The sequence below is a fragment of the Buttiauxella noackiae genome (assembly GCF_000737905.1).
Classification (GTDB): Bacteria; Pseudomonadota; Gammaproteobacteria; order Enterobacterales; family Enterobacteriaceae; genus Buttiauxella; species Buttiauxella noackiae.
The window spans coordinates 1,484,086-1,501,855 of record NZ_JPRU01000001.1 but is presented as its reverse complement, the minus strand read 5'-3'; the positions used below and the strand labels follow the sequence as shown (position 1 = coordinate 1,501,855).

The 17,770-nt window shown below is 50.3% G+C and carries 20 protein-coding genes and 1 riboswitch; of the genes, 14 read left to right on the top strand and 6 right to left on the bottom strand.

What is annotated here, in order from left to right:
- Nucleotides 1-43: 43 nt before the first annotated feature.
- From bioB to IX31_RS06895, 6 genes are all read left to right on the top strand, one after another.
- Nucleotides 44-1,084 (top strand): biotin synthase BioB, encoded by a 1,041-nt coding sequence (gene bioB, locus IX31_RS06915; RefSeq protein WP_034456567.1) that lies wholly within the window; start codon nucleotides 44-46, stop codon nucleotides 1,082-1,084.
- On the top strand, nucleotides 1,081-2,232 hold the full coding sequence (gene bioF, locus IX31_RS06910) for an 8-amino-7-oxononanoate synthase (RefSeq protein WP_034456564.1): 1,152 nt from the start codon (nucleotides 1,081-1,083) through the stop codon (nucleotides 2,230-2,232). Before bioB ends, bioF begins: the two co-directional genes overlap by 4 nt.
- Nucleotides 2,216-2,974: a malonyl-ACP O-methyltransferase BioC gene (gene bioC, locus IX31_RS06905; protein WP_034456562.1), complete on the top strand. Its 759-nt coding sequence runs from the start codon at nucleotides 2,216-2,218 to the stop codon at nucleotides 2,972-2,974. The genes bioF and bioC overlap by 17 nt, the downstream gene beginning before the upstream one ends.
- Nucleotides 2,967-3,650: a dethiobiotin synthase gene (gene bioD / locus IX31_RS06900; protein ID WP_034456560.1), complete on the top strand. Its 684-nt coding sequence runs from the start codon at nucleotides 2,967-2,969 to the stop codon at nucleotides 3,648-3,650. Before bioC ends, bioD begins: the two co-directional genes overlap by 8 nt.
- 172 nt (nucleotides 3,651-3,822) lie before the next feature.
- Entirely contained in the window at nucleotides 3,823-4,086 is a 264-nt protein-coding gene (locus IX31_RS22270; RefSeq protein WP_072009414.1) for a hypothetical protein, read from the top strand.
- Between the two features lie 17 nt (nucleotides 4,087-4,103).
- Nucleotides 4,104-4,622, top strand: coding sequence for a helix-turn-helix transcriptional regulator (locus IX31_RS06895; protein WP_034456558.1), 519 nt, complete (start codon nucleotides 4,104-4,106; stop codon nucleotides 4,620-4,622).
- A gap of 44 nt (nucleotides 4,623-4,666) precedes the next feature.
- Here IX31_RS06895 and IX31_RS06890 read toward each other — a convergent pair whose 3' ends face one another.
- Nucleotides 4,667-5,377 (bottom strand): ABC transporter ATP-binding protein, encoded by a 711-nt coding sequence (locus IX31_RS06890; RefSeq protein WP_034456556.1) that lies wholly within the window; start codon nucleotides 5,375-5,377, stop codon nucleotides 4,667-4,669.
- Nucleotides 5,378-6,191: 814 nt separating this feature from the next.
- Here IX31_RS06890 and uvrB point away from each other — a divergent pair.
- Complete coding sequence (gene uvrB / locus IX31_RS06875; protein WP_034456550.1) at nucleotides 6,192-8,207, top strand: excinuclease ABC subunit UvrB; 2,016 nt, start codon at nucleotides 6,192-6,194, stop codon at nucleotides 8,205-8,207.
- A 29-nt stretch (nucleotides 8,208-8,236) separates the two neighbouring features.
- Here uvrB and yvcK read toward each other — a convergent pair whose 3' ends face one another.
- The gene (gene yvcK, locus IX31_RS06870; protein WP_034456548.1) at nucleotides 8,237-9,145 is read right to left on the bottom strand and encodes a uridine diphosphate-N-acetylglucosamine-binding protein YvcK; all 909 of its coding nucleotides are present in this window, start codon (nucleotides 9,143-9,145) and stop codon (nucleotides 8,237-8,239) included.
- Between the two features lie 199 nt (nucleotides 9,146-9,344).
- Nucleotides 9,345-9,478, top strand: a riboswitch (molybdenum cofactor riboswitch).
- On the opposite strand from yvcK, the gene moaA reads away from it, so the two are divergent.
- The 6 genes from moaA (at nucleotide 9,466) to IX31_RS06840 (ending at nucleotide 12,992) form a co-directional block, all read left to right on the top strand.
- On the top strand, nucleotides 9,466-10,455 hold the full coding sequence (gene moaA / locus IX31_RS06865; RefSeq protein WP_034456546.1) for a GTP 3',8-cyclase MoaA: 990 nt from the start codon (nucleotides 9,466-9,468) through the stop codon (nucleotides 10,453-10,455). (Overlaps the previous riboswitch by 13 nt.)
- A gap of 45 nt (nucleotides 10,456-10,500) precedes the next feature.
- A complete protein-coding gene (gene moaB, locus IX31_RS06860) occupies nucleotides 10,501-11,013 on the top strand; it encodes a molybdenum cofactor biosynthesis protein B (protein ID WP_034456545.1) in 513 nt (170 codons plus the stop codon).
- Between the two features lie 3 nt (nucleotides 11,014-11,016).
- Complete coding sequence (moaC, locus tag IX31_RS06855) at nucleotides 11,017-11,502, top strand: cyclic pyranopterin monophosphate synthase MoaC (protein WP_034456542.1); 486 nt, start codon at nucleotides 11,017-11,019, stop codon at nucleotides 11,500-11,502.
- The gene (gene moaD, locus IX31_RS06850; RefSeq protein ID WP_034456540.1) at nucleotides 11,495-11,740 is read left to right on the top strand and encodes a molybdopterin synthase sulfur carrier subunit; all 246 of its coding nucleotides are present in this window, start codon (nucleotides 11,495-11,497) and stop codon (nucleotides 11,738-11,740) included. Before moaC ends, moaD begins: the two co-directional genes overlap by 8 nt.
- A gap of 1 nt (nucleotide 11,741) precedes the next feature.
- Nucleotides 11,742-12,194: a molybdopterin synthase catalytic subunit MoaE gene (gene moaE / locus IX31_RS06845; RefSeq protein ID WP_034456538.1), complete on the top strand. Its 453-nt coding sequence runs from the start codon at nucleotides 11,742-11,744 to the stop codon at nucleotides 12,192-12,194.
- An 87-nt stretch (nucleotides 12,195-12,281) separates the two neighbouring features.
- Nucleotides 12,282-12,992 carry a Bax inhibitor-1/YccA family protein gene (locus IX31_RS06840; RefSeq protein WP_034456535.1) on the top strand — a complete coding sequence of 237 codons (711 nt, stop codon included), beginning with the start codon at nucleotides 12,282-12,284 and terminating at the stop codon, nucleotides 12,990-12,992.
- Nucleotides 12,993-13,041: 49 nt separating this feature from the next.
- Here the strand turns inward: IX31_RS06840 and IX31_RS06835 are convergent, their stop codons facing one another.
- Genes IX31_RS06835 through IX31_RS06825 form a run of 3 tightly spaced genes read right to left on the bottom strand, consistent with a single transcriptional unit; the run spans nucleotide 13,042 to nucleotide 16,009 of the window.
- Nucleotides 13,042-14,010: a lysylphosphatidylglycerol synthase domain-containing protein gene (locus tag IX31_RS06835; protein WP_034456533.1), complete on the bottom strand. Its 969-nt coding sequence runs from the start codon at nucleotides 14,008-14,010 to the stop codon at nucleotides 13,042-13,044.
- On the bottom strand, nucleotides 14,010-15,254 hold the full coding sequence (gene clsB / locus IX31_RS06830; RefSeq protein WP_034456531.1) for a cardiolipin synthase ClsB: 1,245 nt from the start codon (nucleotides 15,252-15,254) through the stop codon (nucleotides 14,010-14,012). Before clsB ends, IX31_RS06835 begins: the two co-directional genes overlap by 1 nt.
- Nucleotides 15,251-16,009, bottom strand: coding sequence for an endonuclease/exonuclease/phosphatase family protein (locus IX31_RS06825; protein ID WP_034456530.1), 759 nt, complete (start codon nucleotides 16,007-16,009; stop codon nucleotides 15,251-15,253). Before IX31_RS06825 ends, clsB begins: the two co-directional genes overlap by 4 nt.
- Before the next feature lie 132 nt (nucleotides 16,010-16,141).
- Here IX31_RS06825 and IX31_RS06820 point away from each other — a divergent pair, with 132 nt between their 5' ends.
- On the top strand, nucleotides 16,142-16,543 hold the full coding sequence (locus IX31_RS06820; protein ID WP_034456528.1) for a YbhQ family protein: 402 nt from the start codon (nucleotides 16,142-16,144) through the stop codon (nucleotides 16,541-16,543).
- An 87-nt stretch (nucleotides 16,544-16,630) separates the two neighbouring features.
- On the opposite strand, the gene IX31_RS06815 is transcribed toward IX31_RS06820, so the two are convergent.
- Nucleotides 16,631-17,737, bottom strand: coding sequence for an ABC transporter permease (locus IX31_RS06815; RefSeq protein ID WP_034457228.1), 1,107 nt, complete (start codon nucleotides 17,735-17,737; stop codon nucleotides 16,631-16,633).
- Between the last annotated feature and the right edge of the window lie 33 nt (nucleotides 17,738-17,770).

Genomic DNA, 17,770 nt, shown 5'->3' with positions numbered 1-17,770 from the left:
AACGTCAATCAATGGCTAACAACACCCTTTTTGGAGATGCCCCATGGCTCACCACGCACGCTGGTCAATGTCGCAGGTCACTGCTTTATTTGAAAAACCTTTCCTCGAACTGATGTTTGAAGCACAAACGGTGCATCGTCAGCACTTCGATCCCCGCCACGTTCAGGTCAGTACGCTGCTGTCGATCAAAACCGGCGCATGCCCGGAAGACTGTAAATATTGCCCGCAAAGCGCGCGATATAAAACCGGGCTGGCTTCAGAACGTCTGATGGAAGTTGAGCAAGTGTTGGACTCGGCACGCAAAGCGTTAAATGCGGGTTCTACTCGTTTCTGCATGGGGGCCGCGTGGAAAAACCCTAACGATCGCGATATGCCGTACCTTGAACAAATGGTGCAGGGCGTGCGCGAAATGGGGCTTGAAACCTGTATGACGCTCGGCACATTAACCGATACGCAGGCACAACGCCTGGCTGCGGCAGGGCTTGATTACTACAACCATAACCTCGACACCTCACCAGAATTCTACGGCAATATCATCACCACGCGTACCTATCAGGAACGCCTCGACACGCTCGATAAAGTACGTGATGCCGGGATTAATGTTTGCTCAGGTGGGATTGTTGGTTTGGGGGAAACGGTGACCGATCGTGCCGGATTGCTGCTGCAATTAGCCAATTTACCAACGCCGCCAGAAAGCGTGCCAATCAACATGCTGGTGAAAGTGAAAGGCACCCCGATGGCCGATAACGAAGACGTCGATGCGTTTGATTTTATTCGCACTATTGCTGTTGCTCGTATCATGATGCCGACCTCTTTCGTGCGGCTTTCTGCCGGGCGTGAGCAGATGAGCGAGCAAACTCAGGCTATGTGCTTTATGGCTGGTGCAAACTCGATTTTCTATGGTTGCAAACTACTGACTACGCCAAACCCGGAAGAAGATAAAGACCTGCAATTGTTCCGTAAACTTGGGCTTAATCCGCAGCAAACAACCACTCATGCTGGCGACAACGAGCAGCAACAACAACTGACCGATCAATTGCTCAACGCGGATACGGAGAATTACTACAACGCGGCGGCTGTATGACCTGGCAGCAACGCATTGATAGTGCGCTTGCCAGGCGGCGGGCAAGCGACAGCTTTCGCACCAGGCAGGCCAACCAACAAGGTAGCGGGCGCTACCTTATCCAAAACGATACCCGTTATCTGAATTTTTCCAGTAACGATTATCTGGGAATCAGCCACCATGCTGAAGTGGTGAATGCCTGGCAACAGGGTGCTGAGATTTATGGAATTGGAAGTGGTGGTTCCGGGCATGTTACCGGGTATCACGAAGCCCATCAGCGATTTGAACAGCAGTTAGCTGACTGGCTGGGTTATCCGCGTGCATTACTGTTTATTTCAGGTTTCGCGGCAAACCAGGCACTGATTGCTGCACTGACAGAAAAATCAGACCGAATTGTTGCTGATAAACTTAGCCATGCTTCACTTCTGGAAGCAGCAATGCACAGCCCGGCGCAATTACGGCGTTTTACCCATAACGATATCGCATCGTTGCAAACGCTGTTGGCCTCGCAAACTGACGGTCAACAACTGGTCATTACCGAAGGTATTTTCAGCATGGACGGTGATGCCGCACCGTTGGCTGAAATTGCGCAGGCTACCCGCGAAGCACAAGGCTTGTTGATGGTTGACGACGCCCATGGCATTGGCGTGATTGGTGAAGAGGGGCGTGGCAGTTGCTATCAGCAACATGTTAAACCAGATTTGCTGGTCGTAACGTTCGGCAAGGCATTTGGTGCGAGCGGTGCCGCTGTATTGTGTAGCGAATCGATGGCTGATTATTTGCTGCAATCGGCCCGACATCTTATCTACAGCACCGCAATGCCACCTGCACAGGCGTGTGCACTGTCGGCGGCGTTAAATGTTATCCGCAGTGAAGATTCCCGGCGTACTCAATTACACGCCAATATTGCCCATTTCCGCGCAGGATCAGCACAACTACCGTTGCAATTAATGGCCTCACAAACAGCCATCCAGCCATTGATCGTGGGAGAAAATCAGCCTGCATTGAACCTTGCTGCGACCTTACGCGAACGCGGATTCTGGCTAACAGCGATTCGTCCACCTACGGTGCCAGCGGGTACGGCACGGTTGCGTGTGACGCTCACTGCCAGTCACACCCGTGAAGACATCGACAAGCTTTTGGAGGCGCTTTATGACGCGACTCGTTGATAAAGCGGCGATTGCCGCTGCATTTGGCCGTGCGGCGAACACCTACGACAGCCACGCCGAATTGCAACGCACCAGCGGGGGCTTGCTGATGGGAATGCTTGAAGGCCGTCATATCAGCGACGTGTTAGATGCCGGATGCGGCACGGGTTGGTATAGCCGCGCCTGGCGTGAAAAAGGCTGCCATGTCACGGCTCTGGATCTTTCCCCGGCGATGCTGAACCACGCTGCACTTCAGGGTTCAGCTGATAACTATCTCGAAGGCGATATTGAAGCCATCAACCTTGCAGACCAGCAGGTCGATCTCGCATGGAGTAACCTGGCGGTGCAGTGGTGCAGCGATTTACGCAGCGGCTTAAGTGAGCTTTACCGTGTCACTCGCCCTGGCGGTTGCGTGGCATTTACCACGCTTGCGGCAGATTCAATTTGCGAGCTGCATACCGCCTGGCAGGTGGTTGATGAACGATCTCATGCCAACCGATTTATGACGTTTGAACAGATTCAGGGCGCGTGTGAAGGGTGGCGCTGCTCTCTAAAAATTCATGAAATTAGCCAGTCTTACGATAGCGTATTGAGTGCCATGCAATCGCTAAAAGGCATTGGTGCAACGCATCTTCATGATGGGCGTAAAGCATCGTTGATGACTCGCCAACAATTGCAAAAATTAAGCCTCGCCTGGCCGCAGAAACGGGGGCAATTCCCTCTGACGTGGCAACTTGTTTGTGGAGTGATTGAACGTGATTAAAAAATGGTTTGTAACCGGAACGGATACGGAAGTGGGTAAAACCGTTGCCAGTTGTGCTTTGCTGCAGGCCGCAGGAGATGCGGGTTACCGTACTGCAGGATATAAGCCCGTGGCCTCTGGCAGTGAAATGACCGCTCAGGGTATTCGTAACAGTGATGCGCTTGCTCTGCAGCGCAACAGTAACGTCAAATTAAGCTATGCCCAGGTAAACCCGTTTGCATTTTTAGAGCCTACATCACCGCATATCGTTAGTGCGGAAGCACTGCAGCCCATCGAATTTTCGCAGATGTCAGCAGGTCTTGAAGCGCTCGCTTCTCAGGCCGACTGGGTACAGGTTGAAGGGGCGGGCGGCTGGTTTACACCTCTTTCAGCAACGACCACTTTTGCTGATTGGGCAATACAAGAGCAGTTGCCAGTGATTTTGGTCGTGGGGGTAAAACTTGGCTGTATCAATCATGCAATGCTAACGGCGCATGCCGTGCAAAATGCAGGCTTGCGCCTGGCGGGCTGGATTGCCAATGATGTTCAACCTACCGGGAAGCGTCATGCTGAGTATCTCGCAACGTTACGTGATGTTTTAAAAGCCCCTATGTTAGGTGAGATCCCGTTCTATCCGCATATCGACGAACAAACTTCGCCAGGCTGCCACCTGGATATTTCCCTTCTTTCGCTGTAACTCGTAAATCCACAGTTCATTTTTGCAACGCCCGATAATTCTTGCGGGCGTTCTTCCAGATATCGCTAATTCTCAGATTTTCTCCTTGAAGAAGAATAGTTCGCAGGTAAATTGTTTCTCAATTTCCAGTTGTCATATGACAACTTATTTGCGAGTATGGACAGGAGGTTTTATGAAGCGGCGCATACACCCCAATAAGGACATTGAAGCAGCATTAAGTTATGCCGAATGTCAGGGCTGGCAAGTGCGGCCGGGTGGGGCACATTGCTGGGGGAAAATGTATTGTCCGTGGAACGATAAAGCCTGCCGTTGCGGTGAGTTTTGCATTAGCTGCATCTGGAGCACACCGCGCAGTGCTTATAACCATGCAAGGCAGATACGTCGTGTCGTCGATAACTGTAGCCAGCAAGGCTCGCCACCTTCCATCAGGCATTAATTTTCAAGGAGCAGAATATGTCAGAATTTAGCTTCACGTTGATTTTCACCCTGCCAGAAAATGGCCAGAATCCAGAGCAATGGGTCGAAGCTTTGGGGGCGCAAGGTTGCGATGACGCGCTGGTTGGCGTGGGTGTCACAGGGCGAATTGCACTGAATTTCATCCGCGAAGCATCGGCTGCGAAACTCGCCGTTGTTTCAGCTATTCAGGATGTAAAACGTATTATTCCAGGCACCACGTTGGTAGAAGTGATGCCAGATCTGGTTGGGCTAACCGATATTGCTGAGCTGCTTGGTTTTTCCCGGCAGTATATTCGCAAAGTGATGGTAAGCCGTGAGGCTTTTCCGCAACCAGTACACGACGGTAAAACCGCTATCTGGCATTTGGAACCGGTGCTGCGTTGGATGCGTGAAGCTGGTGTTTCAAAAGTACCTTTGCCACTGGTGGAACTATCTGCTGTAACCCGGCAATGCAACTTACAACGGGAGCTCGCCGACCTCGATAGAAATATGCAAAAGCAACTTGGCAAGTTGTGACGGCAGAACCTGAGAGGCTGTTCATGCCGTCGTTTGAGGCACAATCATAGATCTATCCAACTGGATACCAGCTTGTCATCCAGAAGCGCGACATTTCCCTGAGCTACATTACGGCCCCGGTGTAGCAAGCAGAAACGGTCCGCCACACGGCGAATGAACGACAAGCGCTGTTCTACCAGCAGTATTGTCAGGCCAAAATCACGACTCAGACGGCGGATAATATTGCCCAGCTCATTGATAAAACGTTGGCCGCTGCCAAAAGTGGGCTCATCAAGAATCAATAGTTTTGGTTCTGTCACCAGGGCTCTTGCCAATGCCAGTTGCTGCTGAAGATCGCTTGTTAGCTCGCCACCGCGCATGTGCCTTAAGCTGTAGAGTTCAGGGAACAGTTCATAGATCATGCCTGGAATGCTATGGGAACCCACACGGGCAGCCAGTAGCGCAATTTGCAGGTTTTCCTCAACGCTTAGTTGGGAGAATATTCGCCGGTCCTGCGCGACATAACTCATTCCCAATGCGGCTCGGCCTTCTATAGGTTGGGTGAGAAGATCCTGTGGTGGGTGACCTGCCTCGAGCCAGGTCATAGTGCCACTTTGTACGGGTAAGTAACCCGTAATGCAGTTTACCAGCGTTGTTTTTCCCATCCCTGGCGCGCCAAAAACACAGGTGCACTCCCCAGGCGCCAACTCAAGATCCAGATTCCACAGTATGTGGCTTTCACCATAAAACTGATTAACAGCACGGAGGCTCAACATCGACATACTCCTTCTGGCAGGGTTAACGACCCAGGCTGCTTCTGCAACACGAAGCAAGAGTTACAAACTTTGCAATTACCTTGCCATTAACCCGTTTACTGCCCAGAACAATGCAACTTTGAGAAAAGCCTCATGAAAATGGTTGAATAAACCTTCGGCTTCTACGACTCGAAAATCAGAATGCACTTTGTCGGTGCCTGGTCTTTGGTGTGTTTGGTGCAACTCCAGACGACTGCTCCATACAAATGCGCAATTCGTGAGCAGGATCATAAGAACTGGCTGGCTTCAGACCAGTCCAAAAAGGGTAAAAATAATGAAGAAAAATATTTTTGGGCCCCGGCACAGAGAATTTATGGTTTTTTGCGGTGTGCGCTGCAAAAGGGCTGAGAGCAGTTATCCACTATTCCTGTGGATAACCATGTGCATTAGAGTTAGAAAACTTGCGGTAAGCGAGAGCGGGCGCGGGTTGCGCATGAATTGGCGCGAAACCACACTTTCCTAAATAACATTTCTAAATCAACTAGTTGAATAAAATCAATCGTTGCAATAAAAGTGCCACGAATGTTCCTTACGCTTTTATGACACAGCTTGACAAATGTTAAAAGGTAAAAAAATCTGGGGATAACCATTTTGGTCAGCTGAAATATCTGTGAGTTGAGTATTTTACCGGCAAACCAGACGTTAAAGAGGGTAAGTATCATAAACTCGGCAGTGAGGAACTGGTTTTTCATCCAGTATTATTTTCTGGCAAAATTTTCTGTGCCGAGTAAAATTATCCTCCGGCCCGCTCGTTTCTTCATCAGGTAGCCTCTTCATGAGTAAAGCGTTCAAATTAAATTCAGCATTCAAACCTTCTGGCGACCAGCCGGAGGCTATTCGCCGCCTTGAAGAGGGGTTACAGGATGGGCTTGCTCATCAGACGTTGCTTGGTGTAACCGGCTCTGGCAAAACATTTACCGTGGCGAATGTGATTGCAGATTTGCAACGCCCCACTATGGTGCTGGCTCCTAATAAAACGCTGGCCGCGCAGTTGTATGGTGAGATGAAAGAGTTCTTTCCGGATAACGCGGTAGAGTTCTTCGTCTCTTATTATGACTACTACCAACCAGAAGCTTACGTCCCAAGTTCCGATACATTTATCGAGAAGGACTCTTCGGTTAACGAGCACATCGAGCAGATGCGTCTGTCTGCGACCAAAGCATTGCTCGAAAGACGAGATGTTATCGTGGTGGCGTCAGTCTCTGCGATTTACGGTCTGGGTGACCCGGACCTTTATCTGAAGATGATGCTGCATCTGACTAAAGGGATGATTATCGATCAGCGATCAATTCTGCGCCGCCTGACGGAGCTGCAATATACTCGTAACGATCAGGCATTCCAGCGCGGCACTTTCCGCGTGCGCGGTGAAGTGGTTGATATCTTCCCGGCTGAATCAGACGATCTCGCCTTACGCGTAGAACTCTTCGATGAAGAAGTAGAACGGCTGTCGCTGTTTGACCCGCTGACCGGTCAAATTGACCAAACTATTCAGCGCTTCACTGTCTATCCCAAATCGCACTACGTCACACCGCGTGAACGTATTCTGCAAGCCATGGAAGAGATCAAAGTTGAGCTGGCAGACCGCCGCAAGGTTCTGTTGGCAAACAATAAACTGCTTGAAGAACAGCGCCTGACGCAACGTACTCAGTTCGACCTAGAGATGATGAATGAACTTGGTTATTGCTCAGGGGTAGAAAACTACTCGCGATTCCTCTCTGGTCGCGGCCCTGGCGAGCCACCTCCTACGCTTTTCGATTACCTGCCAGCAGATGGCTTGCTAATTGTTGATGAATCTCACGTAACAATTCCGCAAATCGGCGGTATGTACAAAGGTGACCGTTCGCGCAAGGAAACACTTGTGGAGTATGGCTTCCGTTTGCCATCAGCACTTGATAACCGCCCGCTGAGATTTGAAGAGTTTGAAGCGCTGGCACCGCAAACCATTTATGTTTCGGCAACGCCGAGCAATTATGAGCTAGAAAAGTCTGGCGGCGATGTTGTTGATCAGGTTGTCAGGCCTACCGGCTTGTTGGACCCGGTTATCGAAGTTCGTCCGGTCGGTACTCAGGTTGACGATCTACTCTCTGAAATTCGCAAGCGCGTTGAAGTTAACGAACGCGTGTTGGTCACGACGCTGACTAAACGCATGGCCGAAGATTTGACGGAATACCTGGAAGAGCATGGTGAGCGGGTGCGTTACCTGCACTCAGATATCGATACCGTTGAGCGTATGGAAATCATCCGTGATTTACGACTTGGCGAGTTCGATGTGCTGGTGGGCATCAACTTGCTTCGTGAAGGGTTGGATATGCCTGAAGTGTCGCTGGTGGCGATTCTGGATGCCGATAAAGAGGGTTTCCTGCGTTCTGAGCGTTCACTGATTCAGACTATTGGCCGTGCGGCACGTAATATCAATGGTAAAGCGATTCTGTATGGCGACAAAATCACACCGTCAATGGCTAAGGCTATCGGTGAAACAGAACGTCGCCGTGAGAAGCAACAGCGCTATAACGAAGAAAACGGTATTACTCCGCAAGGGTTGAATAAAAAGGTTGTGGATATCCTTCAGCTTGGTGAAGGAATGGCGAAAACCAAAGGCCGGATGAAGAGTAAAGCGCGCAGCGTGATTGAAGATGATGAAATCATTCTAACGCCAAAAGCTTTGCAGCAAAAAATTCACCAGTTGGAAGGGAAGATGCTGGAGCATGCGCAAAATCTGGAATTTGAAGAGGCCGCTCAGATCCGTGACCAACTCCATCAGTTGCGGCAATTGTTTATCGCAGCGTCATAAAAAAACGCCTTCGTAAAGAAGGTGTTTTTTTATCCGAGTTGCTGAAGCGCTTTCTCCAGCGCCTGGCGAAGGAGGTGCCGGTCATGGCGGTAACGAATATCGCGAGCTTCCAGCGGTTCCTGAATCACCACACGGTCGGTAATTTCAGACACATCAACCTGCGGGCCAACCACCACCGCATCGATAATACGTTTCCCGACGCGCTGTTCCATGATGTCTAAAGTTTGCCCAAGCGACAAACTGGCTGCGGCGGTGCTCAACTCTTTACCCAAATTACCGATAAAAACCACTGGCGCAGGAGTGCGGCGCAGTGCTTGATCCATATCCTCAAGCAGCAGTATCGGCATCAGGCTGGTGTAAAAACTTCCTGGGCCAATCAGAATCAAATCCGCTTCGGCAATGGCCTGCACCGCTTCGCGAGTAGCGTGCGCCTTGGGATAAAGTGATAACTCCTGTGGCGGTGAGGAAAGCTGGTCAATATCCACCTCACCATAAATAAAATGGCCATCTGCGTCTGTTGCCATCAAATCCACAGGGTGTTCAGACATCGGGATGAGAAATGCATCCACTTTTAGCAGGTTACGAATTAAATTAATGGCTTCTAAAGGCCTCACGCTCAGGTGATCCAATGCCTTTAACATCAAGTTTCCGAGGTTATGCCCGGAAAGTTCACCATTACCGCCAAAACGGTACTCAAACATAGACGAAGCAACGCTTTGTTCAGTAATTAACTGATTTAAACAGTTGCGCATATCACCCCAGGCGATGCCTCCCTCAGAGCGCCTGATACGACCTGTGGAACCGCCGTTATCGGTTGTGGTTACAATGCCGGTTAAGCGTGAACCTAGAGAGGACAGGGATGACATAACCCTGCCCAGACCGTGCCCACCACCAAGGGCGACCACCCGGTCTAAATCCGCAAACGTACGATTGCGCATAACTATTCCTTATGACGAACTATCGAAATAAGGTAGCGCAAAAGAGTGCAGAATACGATTCAGCCTCGGAGGTTAATGATGTATATCAAAGCAAAAGTTCACTTTTCGCGTAGTCTGTGGCGAAATTGAACGATTAGCTCGTTATATATAGATTTATATAGCGAAAGCTGCTATGGCGAATAACTTCCCCACGCGCTACTATCGCTCTAAACACACTAAGCCTATGGACCTAAGTCGAAAGATACGGTGCTTTGGCCGTGACCTTGAGTCACCAGGGTGCAGAAAGAAATGACTGCATCTCCCGAATTTGGAAGGTGTACATGGCTACTCAGCTTACCGATGCATTCGCACGTAAGTTTTTTTACCTGCGTCTGTCTATTACCGATGTCTGCAACTTCCGTTGCAACTATTGCCTGCCTGATGGCTACAAGCCTCATGGCGTGGCAAACAAAAGTTTCCTCAACGTCGATGAAATTCGCCGTGTTACCCGCGCTTTTGCCGCCCTGGGTACTGAGAAAGTTCGCCTGACAGGTGGTGAACCCTCTTTGCGTAAAGACTTCACTGACATAATCGCCGCGGTGCGTGAAAACCCAGGTATTCACCAGATTGCCGTGACAACGAACGGCTATCGCCTTGCGCGTGATGTCCAGCAATGGCGCGATGCAGGGTTGACCGCTGTGAATGTCAGCGTCGATAGCCTCGATGCTCGCCAGTTCCATGCCATTACCGGGCAGGATAAATTCCGCCAGGTAATGGATGGTATTGATGCCGCTTTCAGCGCCGGTTTTGAACGCGTAAAAGTGAACACCGTGTTGATGCGCGATGTTAACCACCACGAACTCGACACCTTCCTTGCGTGGATCAAACCTCGTCCAATCCAGCTGCGTTTTATTGAGCTGATGGAAACCGGCGACGGCGGCGATTTGTTCCGCAAACACCACATTTCTGGCAAAACCATTCGCGACCAGCTTCTGGCTCGCGGCTGGATTCACCAGCTTCGCAGCCGCAGCGACGGCCCGGCACAGGTCTTTTGTCACCCGGATTACGCGGGTGAAATTGGTTTAATCATGCCGTATGAAAAAGACTTCTGTGCCACTTGCAACCGCCTGCGCGTGTCGTCGGTCGGCAATTTGCATCTGTGTTTGTTTGGTGAACAGGGTATTTCATTGCGGGATTTGCTGGCAGATGACGGGCAAATCGACGAGCTTGAGGCGCGCATTGCTGAAGCTTTAACGCACAAGAAACAGACCCATTTCCTGCATGACGGTGATACCGGCATCACTCAAAACCTGTCTTATATCGGCGGCTAAAATTCGCTGTATCCCAATGATTTGGGTATAAAAAGGAAGATAACAATGAGCCAGATAAGTAACGAATTTATCCCGGTACATATTGCCATTCTGACCGTCTCAAGCCGTCGTGGCGAAGAAGACGATACCTCCGGCCATTATCTGCGTGAGGCGGCAACAGATGCGGGCCACCAAGTGGTTGCCAAAGCTATTGTGAAAGAAAACCGTTACGCGATTCGTGCCCAGGTTTCCCAGTGGATTGCTGATGATGAAGTTCAGGTGGTGTTGATTAACGGTGGTACTGGTTTTACCGATGGTGACCAGGCTCCAGAAGCGTTACTACCGCTGTTTGATCGCGAAATCGAAGGTTTTGGTGAAGTATTCCGTATGCTCTCTTTTGAAGAGATCGGCACATCAACGCTGCAATCGCGCGCGCTGGCTGGCATCGCGAACCGTACGCTGATTTTTGCTATGCCAGGTTCAACCAAAGCATGTCATACCGCGTGGGAAAATATCATTCAGCCACAACTGGATGCCCGCGTGCGCCCTTGTAATTTCCACCCACATCTCAAGAAATAAACTATGTCGCAACTGACTCATATTAATGCGCAAGGCGAAGCGCACATGGTTGATGTTTCCGCCAAGGCAGAAACCGTGCGCGAGGCGCGTGCGGAAGCATTTATCACGATGGAAGCTACAACGCTTGCCATGATTATTGAAGGCAGCCATCACAAAGGTGATGTATTTGCCACGGCGCGTATTGCCGGAATTCAGGCTGCAAAGCGCACCTGGGATTTGATTCCGCTCTGCCACCCGCTAATGCTCAGTAAAGTCGAAGTAAATTTAGCCGCTGAGCCTGAACATAACCGCGTGCGCATTGAATCTGTATGCCGTTTGACGGGTAAAACCGGTGTTGAAATGGAAGCCCTGACCGCAGCATCGGTCGCGGCGTTAACCATCTACGATATGTGCAAAGCCGTGCAAAAAGATATGGTGATTGGCCCGGTGCGTTTGCTGGCAAAAAGTGGCGGCAAGTCTGGCGACTTTAAGGTAGAGAGCAATGATTAAGGTCCTGTTTTTTGCCCAAGTGCGTGAATTAGTCGATTGTGACCAACTGCAACTGGATGCCACTTTTAGCGATGTCGAAAAGTTACGCGAGAGCCTTGCAGCCAAAAGCGATCGTTGGGCGTTGGCTCTGGAGTCCGGGAAATTGCTGGCCGCCGTAAACCAGACGCTGGTGAGCTTCGACCATCCAATTACCGACGGTGATGAAGTCGCTTTCTTCCCACCAGTGACCGGAGGTTGAAATGGAAAACACCCGAATCCGCGTAAGCCATGAAAATTTCAACGTTGGTGATGAATATCAGTGGCTCTCGCAGTGTGATGAAGACGGTGCAGTTGTGACCTTTACCGGCAAAGTGCGTAACCACAATCTTGGTGATAGCGTGAGTGCGTTAACCCTCGAACACTATCCGGGCATGACGGAAAAAGCGCTGGCTGAAATTATCGAAGAAGCTCGTCTTCGCTGGCCACTGCAACGAGTAAGTGTGATTCACCGCATCGGTGAATTGTGGCCGGGTGATGAAATCGTTTTTGTCGGGGTCACCGGTGCACACCGTAGTTCGGCATTTGAGTCTGCGCAATTCATCATGGATTATCTGAAAACTCGAGCTCCGTTCTGGAAGCGTGAAGCCACTGCAGAAGGCGACCGTTGGGTCGAATCACGCGAAAGCGATAAGCAGGCGGCCAAACGCTGGTAACAGGCACCTTCGCGCAGTTGTGTTAATCTTAAGGTACAGGCTGGCAAGCCTGAAATTCGGTCAACGTAATTCACTTAAGGAAGCATCATGGATCGATTCCCACGTTCCAATGACACCATCGTGCAGCAGGCCCGTACCGGTTTGCAGGCATATATGGCACAAGTTTACGGCTGGATGACCTGCGGCCTGTTACTGACGGCATTTGTCGCCTGGTATGCTGCGAATACGCCAGCTGTAATGGAATTCGTCTTTTCCAGTAAAATCACTTTCTTCGGACTTATCATCGTGCAGTTGGGTTTAGTATTTGTGCTCTCTGGCATGGTGCATAAGCTCAGCGCGGGTATGGCAACCAGCTTGTTCATGCTCTATTCGGCATTAACGGGCCTGACGCTTTCCAGCATTTTTATCGTCTACACCTACTCGTCCATCGCCAGCACCTTCGTCGTCGCAGGCGGGATGTTCGGGGCCATGAGCCTGTACGGTTATACTACCAAGCGTGATCTCAGCGGTTTTGGCAATATGCTGTTTATGGCGCTGATCGGTATTGTGTTGGCTTCACTGGTGAACATGTGGCTGAAAAGCACGGCGCTGATGTGGGCTGTAACATATATCGGCGTGATTGTGTTTGTGGGTCTGACAGCCTATGACACCCAGAAGCTGAAAAACATCGGTGAGCAGATTGATACCCGTGATACGCAAACCATGCGCAAATATTCCATTCTTGGCGCATTGACCTTGTATCTCGACTTCATCAACTTGTTCTTGATGTTGTTGCGTATTTTCGGCAACCGCCGTTAATTTCGATTTATATAGGGTGGATTAGCGTAAGCGACATCCACCCTGATTGTTACGAACTCTCCTGAATATTCTTCTCGTTCTTCACTCGCATCTTCTTCGCCCGACTCTCAAGCCCTAAATAGCAAATAATCGCCAGCAGCAGTGGGGCGATAAAATAGAGCATTCGATAGGCAATCAGGGCGGCGATGATAGTACCGTTGCTAATATGCTCCCCTGCCAGTAGTGCGATAAACACCGCCTCTAGTACGCCGATCCCGGCAGGAATATGCACAATCACCCCGGCAATACTGCTGACCAAAAGCACGCCTAATACGAAGAAGTAATTCACATCCTGACCCAGCAACAGCCAGATAATCGCGCCCATAACCATCCAGTTGGCGCCAGAAATTGCCAATTGCAACAGAGCAAACTTAAACGATGGTAGCACCAGGCGCTGGCCTTTTATCGTCATATGGCGATGTTTAGCAAAGGCGCAGAACCACAGATACACCGCGATAATTGCCAGTAGAACGGCACCTAAAATCCGCAGTGTCGTCTCATCGATGTACCAGTGCTCCGGCAGTTGCACCACGCCGACGGTAAAAATCATACCTGCCAGCAGAATATAGCCGAGCCAGTTAGTGGAAATACTTAACGAAAAAATACGTGTGATAGTGGCACTGGGCAGGCCAAGCCGAGAATAGAGCCGATAGCGCATGCCAATGCCGCCAACCCAGGTACTTAGCGTTAAGTTAAAGGCATAACAGATAAACGACACTAACATCACCTGGCGCTTTGCCAGTTTGTGCCCGCAATATGATCGTGCCAATAAATCGTAACAGCCATAAATCAGGTAGCTCAAAATAACCAGGCCGACCGCGCTAAACAGTGCGAGGCGGTTGTAGTTGCGGATAACCTTCCACACCTCCTCCCAGTCCACCTTCGTTGCATACACCGTCAGCAACACGATCACAGCGATGAAAAACAGCCAGGTGAGTATCTTCTTTGCTTTGCGCCATTTTGGATGCGAGTGCGACATCAGTATTTCACCCCCGGATTATCTGTCTCAACCCGATCCTGCGTTTCCATATGCGGCTGCGCGGGCGGCATCACTTGCGCAAGTTTTGGTGTATGCGCAGGCAACCAGCCGACCATCGCGGGGAAGTGGCGTAAGAAGTGGAACGCCAGCACGCTCTTACCCAAATTCCACCAGGTGCGTTTTGGCAGCATCGACTCAACAACCGGGTGACAATCTTTGCCAATCAACCCGGTTAGATTGGCACGCAGAGTGTCATTGAATGTGCGGTCGTGAATAATCAAATTCGCTTCAAGATTTAGCGACAAACTCAGCGGGTCAAGATTGCTGGAGCCGACAGTTGCCCAATGGTCATCCATGATGGCGACTTTGCCGTGCAGTGGGCGGCGGTGATATTCATAGATTTTCACTCCGGAACGCACTAAGTAGTTGTACAGCAGGCGTGCACCGACTTTGACAATCGGCATATCAGGCTCGCCCTGCACAATCAATTTCACGGATACACCACGGCGAGATGCAGTACGCATTGCATGAAGCAGCCTGTAGCCAGGGAAGAAATAGGCATTGGCAATAATCACTTCTCGCCTCGCTTTACTGAGCATTTTCAGGTAATAACGTTCGATATCATCGCGGTGCTGATTGTTGTCACGCCAGACAAACAGCGCTTGCGCTTCACCGGGCGTCAGGTTTTCTTGCGCCGGATTACGGCGGCGTCGCCACCAATGGCGTTTATCGTCGTGGCCGGGCAGGTTAGAAATCACGTACTGGTAAATATCATCCACCACCGGACCTTCAACTTTGACCGAATAATCTTGCTTCGCCTCAGGGCCGTAATCACTCATCTGTTCCGCGGAATAGTTAATACCGCCGACAAATGCAACGATGCCATCCACCACCACGATTTTGCGGTGCATACGGCGGAACAAATTAGTACGCATGCCAAACACCAACGGGCGCGGATCGTAATAGCGGAACATCACTCCGGCGGTTGTCAGTTGGTTGACAAAATCATCGCTTAAATCTGGTGAACCATAGCCATCAAGCAAGACTTCGACACTCACACCGCGACGGGCAGCATTAAGCAAAACTTCATGTAATTGCTTTCCGACATCATCTTCAAACCAGATGAATGTCTCGAGAATCACTTTGCTGCGGGCATTTTCGATGGCTTTAAATACCGCCGGGAAAAACTGGTCACCGTTTTCGAGTAATGTAATTCGGTTCCCGTCACGCCAATTATTTTTCATATATGAATCTCCACGGCTAATGGCGCATGGTCGGAGAGATGCCGCCACTGCCGCAATGGCAGCGCTGTTGGTGCACTCGCGGACGCATTTTTTACATAAATTCTATCGAGGCGAAGCAGCGGAAAGCGGGCAGGGAAGGTGCGTGCCGGGCGGCCAGATGCGCGAGTAAATACTTCATCTAATCCGGTTTGCTTTAATTGCCGGTTAGCGCGTTGCTGCCAGTCGTTAAAGTCCCCAGCCACTATGACTGGTTCACCTTCAGGAAGCTCATTTACCAGTTGGCAGAGCAGATTGAGCTGAGCCTTACGATGAGCGTCATGCAAACCAAGATGCACACAAATGACATGCGCACGAATATTGGCTCCCGGTAGGTTTATCTGGCAGTGCAGCATGCCGCGTTTTTCGTGGCCTTCTACCGAGATATCGCGATTTTCAAAATGACTAATAGGAAAGCGAGACAAGACGGCATTGCCGTGATGACCTTCGGGATAAACCGCGTTGCGGCCGTAGGCAAAATCGCTCCACATTGTATCGGCCAGATATTCGTAGTGGCTGGTTTCCGGCCAGTTATCAACGCGCACGGAGTGGGCTTCATGAGCACCCATCACCTCCTGCAAACAGACAATGTCAGCAGAAACTGCACGTACTGCATCACGCAACTCAGGCAAAATGAAACGCCGGTTGAGTGCGGTAAAACCTTTGTGTGTATTAATTGTGAGCACTTTAAAGGATAAGTGCTGAGTCTTATTACTCATGCTTCTCCCGGCATTGTTAACATCCTGATGAAAATAAAGTGTAGTCTCTGTCACAAATAGGTGCCGGGTTACAGAATTTTCCGCATACTGCGGTACTCTGAATGACAAGAAATAGCGGCCAGGAGAGAAATAATGAAATGGCAACAACGCGTACAAGTGACAACAGGCCTAAGTTGCTGGCAGATAATGCTGCATCTTTCTGTGCTTTGTTTACTGCTCGTTGGCTGGAAAACTGCCTCCCTCATACCGGTCGGCATTGGCTTATGTTTGCTCTATGCAGCAACAGTAATTTTAATGTTCGCCCTGCAGCGTGTGCGTAGCGGGCGGTTACGTGACATTGGTGATTTTCTTGAAGAGCTGACTACCACCTGGTATTTCGGCAATGCGATGATTGTGCTGTGGCTGTTGTCACGCGTGGTCGAAAACAAATTCCTGCTGGCGGGCGCAGGCCTGGCAATGATTGCCGGGCCGATTATTTATTCACTGCTGGTTAAAGATATGCCCAAAGTTATTCGAGTTGCAGGAAGGCGGTAATGCAGTGAGTCCCCAGTCACTTACTTGAGTAAGTGACTGGGGTGAGCAAGGATACCAACGCACAGGCAACTTGAAGTACGTCGGGCATCAGGCGATTTTGCGCCGAAACATCCAATACGCCGCTGAACCCGTTGTGACCGCTATCACCAATAGTGGCCACACACTTCCCCACACAATGTCAAAATTCGCGTTCTTCAAATAAATCTGTTTAGTGATATCGGTGAAATGCCGTATCGGATTTACCCATGTCAGATTCTGCAACCACACTGGCATATTCTCGACGGGCGACACATAACCCGACAGTAAAATCGCCGGCATCATAAAGACAAATACCCCGATAAACGCCTGCTGCTGTGTTGAACACAGAGACGAGATAAGCAAACCAAACCCCACCAGCGACAAACCGTATATCAGCATCGTGAAGTAAAACAGCAGTAGCGAGCCGGAAAACGGAATGTGATAACCCCATATCCCAACACCCAGCACGATGGTTGCCTGGCCAAGCGCTACAATTTGCGCAGGCACCGCTTTGCCGACAAAAATTTGCCAGGTTGCGAGTGGGGAAACCAGAAGTTGATCAAGCGTGCCTTGTTCACGCTCACGCGCTACGGAAAGCGAGGTCACAATCATCACGCCGATGGTGGTTATCATTGCAATCAGCGACGGCACCACGAACCATTTGTAATCCAGATTTGGGTTGTACCAGTTGCGGACCACCAGTTCGCTGTTATTCGGTTTTGGCTGCCCGGATACCAGTTCCTGCTGGTAATTCTTGACGATCTGTTGCAGATAATTTGCCGCAATCTGTGCGCTATTGGAGTTACGCCCATCGAGAATAATTTGCAGTTTGGCTTGCTGCTGGCTGGCAATATCTCGTGAAAACTCGGCCGGGAAGCGAATCAAAAGCAGTGCCTTTTGGTTATCAATTGTCGGCTGGATCTCCTGCGGGCTTTTTAGCAGCAGGACATGACTAAACGCTTTAGCGCGCGCGAAGCGCTGAGTCAGTTCAACGGAGTGGCTGCCGTTATCTTCGTTATAAATGGCAATGGTCGCATTCGTGACTTCAAGCGTGGCGGCAAACGGAAACAGAACTACCTGCAACACCACAGGCAGAATTAAAATCGCGCGCGTTTGCGGTTCGCGCAGCAGGGATTGCAGTTCTTTGCGGATCAGTGTCCAGAGTCGATAAAACATGTCGTTCCCCATTAACAGGCTATTTTTTTGCCA

Excerpts from the sequence above, each read along its gene's own strand:
- bioB (WP_034456567.1), top strand. The coding sequence starts at position 44 with ATGGCTCACCACGCACGCTGGTCAATGTCGCAGGTCACTGCTTTATTT.
- bioF (WP_034456564.1), top strand. The coding sequence starts at position 1,081 with ATGACCTGGCAGCAACGCATTGATAGTGCGCTTGCCAGGCGGCGGGCA.
- bioC (WP_034456562.1), top strand. The coding sequence starts at position 2,216 with ATGACGCGACTCGTTGATAAAGCGGCGATTGCCGCTGCATTTGGCCGT.
- IX31_RS22270 (WP_072009414.1), top strand. The coding sequence starts at position 3,823 with ATGAAGCGGCGCATACACCCCAATAAGGACATTGAAGCAGCATTAAGT.
- IX31_RS06895 (WP_034456558.1), top strand. The coding sequence starts at position 4,104 with ATGTCAGAATTTAGCTTCACGTTGATTTTCACCCTGCCAGAAAATGGC.
- IX31_RS06890 (WP_034456556.1), bottom strand. The coding sequence starts at position 5,377 with ATGTTGAGCCTCCGTGCTGTTAATCAGTTTTATGGTGAAAGCCACATA.
- uvrB (WP_034456550.1), top strand. The coding sequence starts at position 6,192 with ATGAGTAAAGCGTTCAAATTAAATTCAGCATTCAAACCTTCTGGCGAC.
- yvcK (WP_034456548.1), bottom strand. The coding sequence starts at position 9,145 with ATGCGCAATCGTACGTTTGCGGATTTAGACCGGGTGGTCGCCCTTGGT.
- moaA (WP_034456546.1), top strand. The coding sequence starts at position 9,466 with ATGGCTACTCAGCTTACCGATGCATTCGCACGTAAGTTTTTTTACCTG.
- moaB (WP_034456545.1), top strand. The coding sequence starts at position 10,501 with ATGAGCCAGATAAGTAACGAATTTATCCCGGTACATATTGCCATTCTG.
- moaC (WP_034456542.1), top strand. The coding sequence starts at position 11,017 with ATGTCGCAACTGACTCATATTAATGCGCAAGGCGAAGCGCACATGGTT.
- moaD (WP_034456540.1), top strand. The coding sequence starts at position 11,495 with ATGATTAAGGTCCTGTTTTTTGCCCAAGTGCGTGAATTAGTCGATTGT.
- moaE (WP_034456538.1), top strand. The coding sequence starts at position 11,742 with ATGGAAAACACCCGAATCCGCGTAAGCCATGAAAATTTCAACGTTGGT.
- IX31_RS06840 (WP_034456535.1), top strand. The coding sequence starts at position 12,282 with ATGGATCGATTCCCACGTTCCAATGACACCATCGTGCAGCAGGCCCGT.
- IX31_RS06835 (WP_034456533.1), bottom strand. The coding sequence starts at position 14,010 with ATGTCGCACTCGCATCCAAAATGGCGCAAAGCAAAGAAGATACTCACC.
- clsB (WP_034456531.1), bottom strand. The coding sequence starts at position 15,254 with ATGAAAAATAATTGGCGTGACGGGAACCGAATTACATTACTCGAAAAC.
- IX31_RS06825 (WP_034456530.1), bottom strand. The coding sequence starts at position 16,009 with ATGAGTAATAAGACTCAGCACTTATCCTTTAAAGTGCTCACAATTAAT.
- IX31_RS06820 (WP_034456528.1), top strand. The coding sequence starts at position 16,142 with ATGAAATGGCAACAACGCGTACAAGTGACAACAGGCCTAAGTTGCTGG.
- IX31_RS06815 (WP_034457228.1), bottom strand. The coding sequence starts at position 17,737 with ATGTTTTATCGACTCTGGACACTGATCCGCAAAGAACTGCAATCCCTG.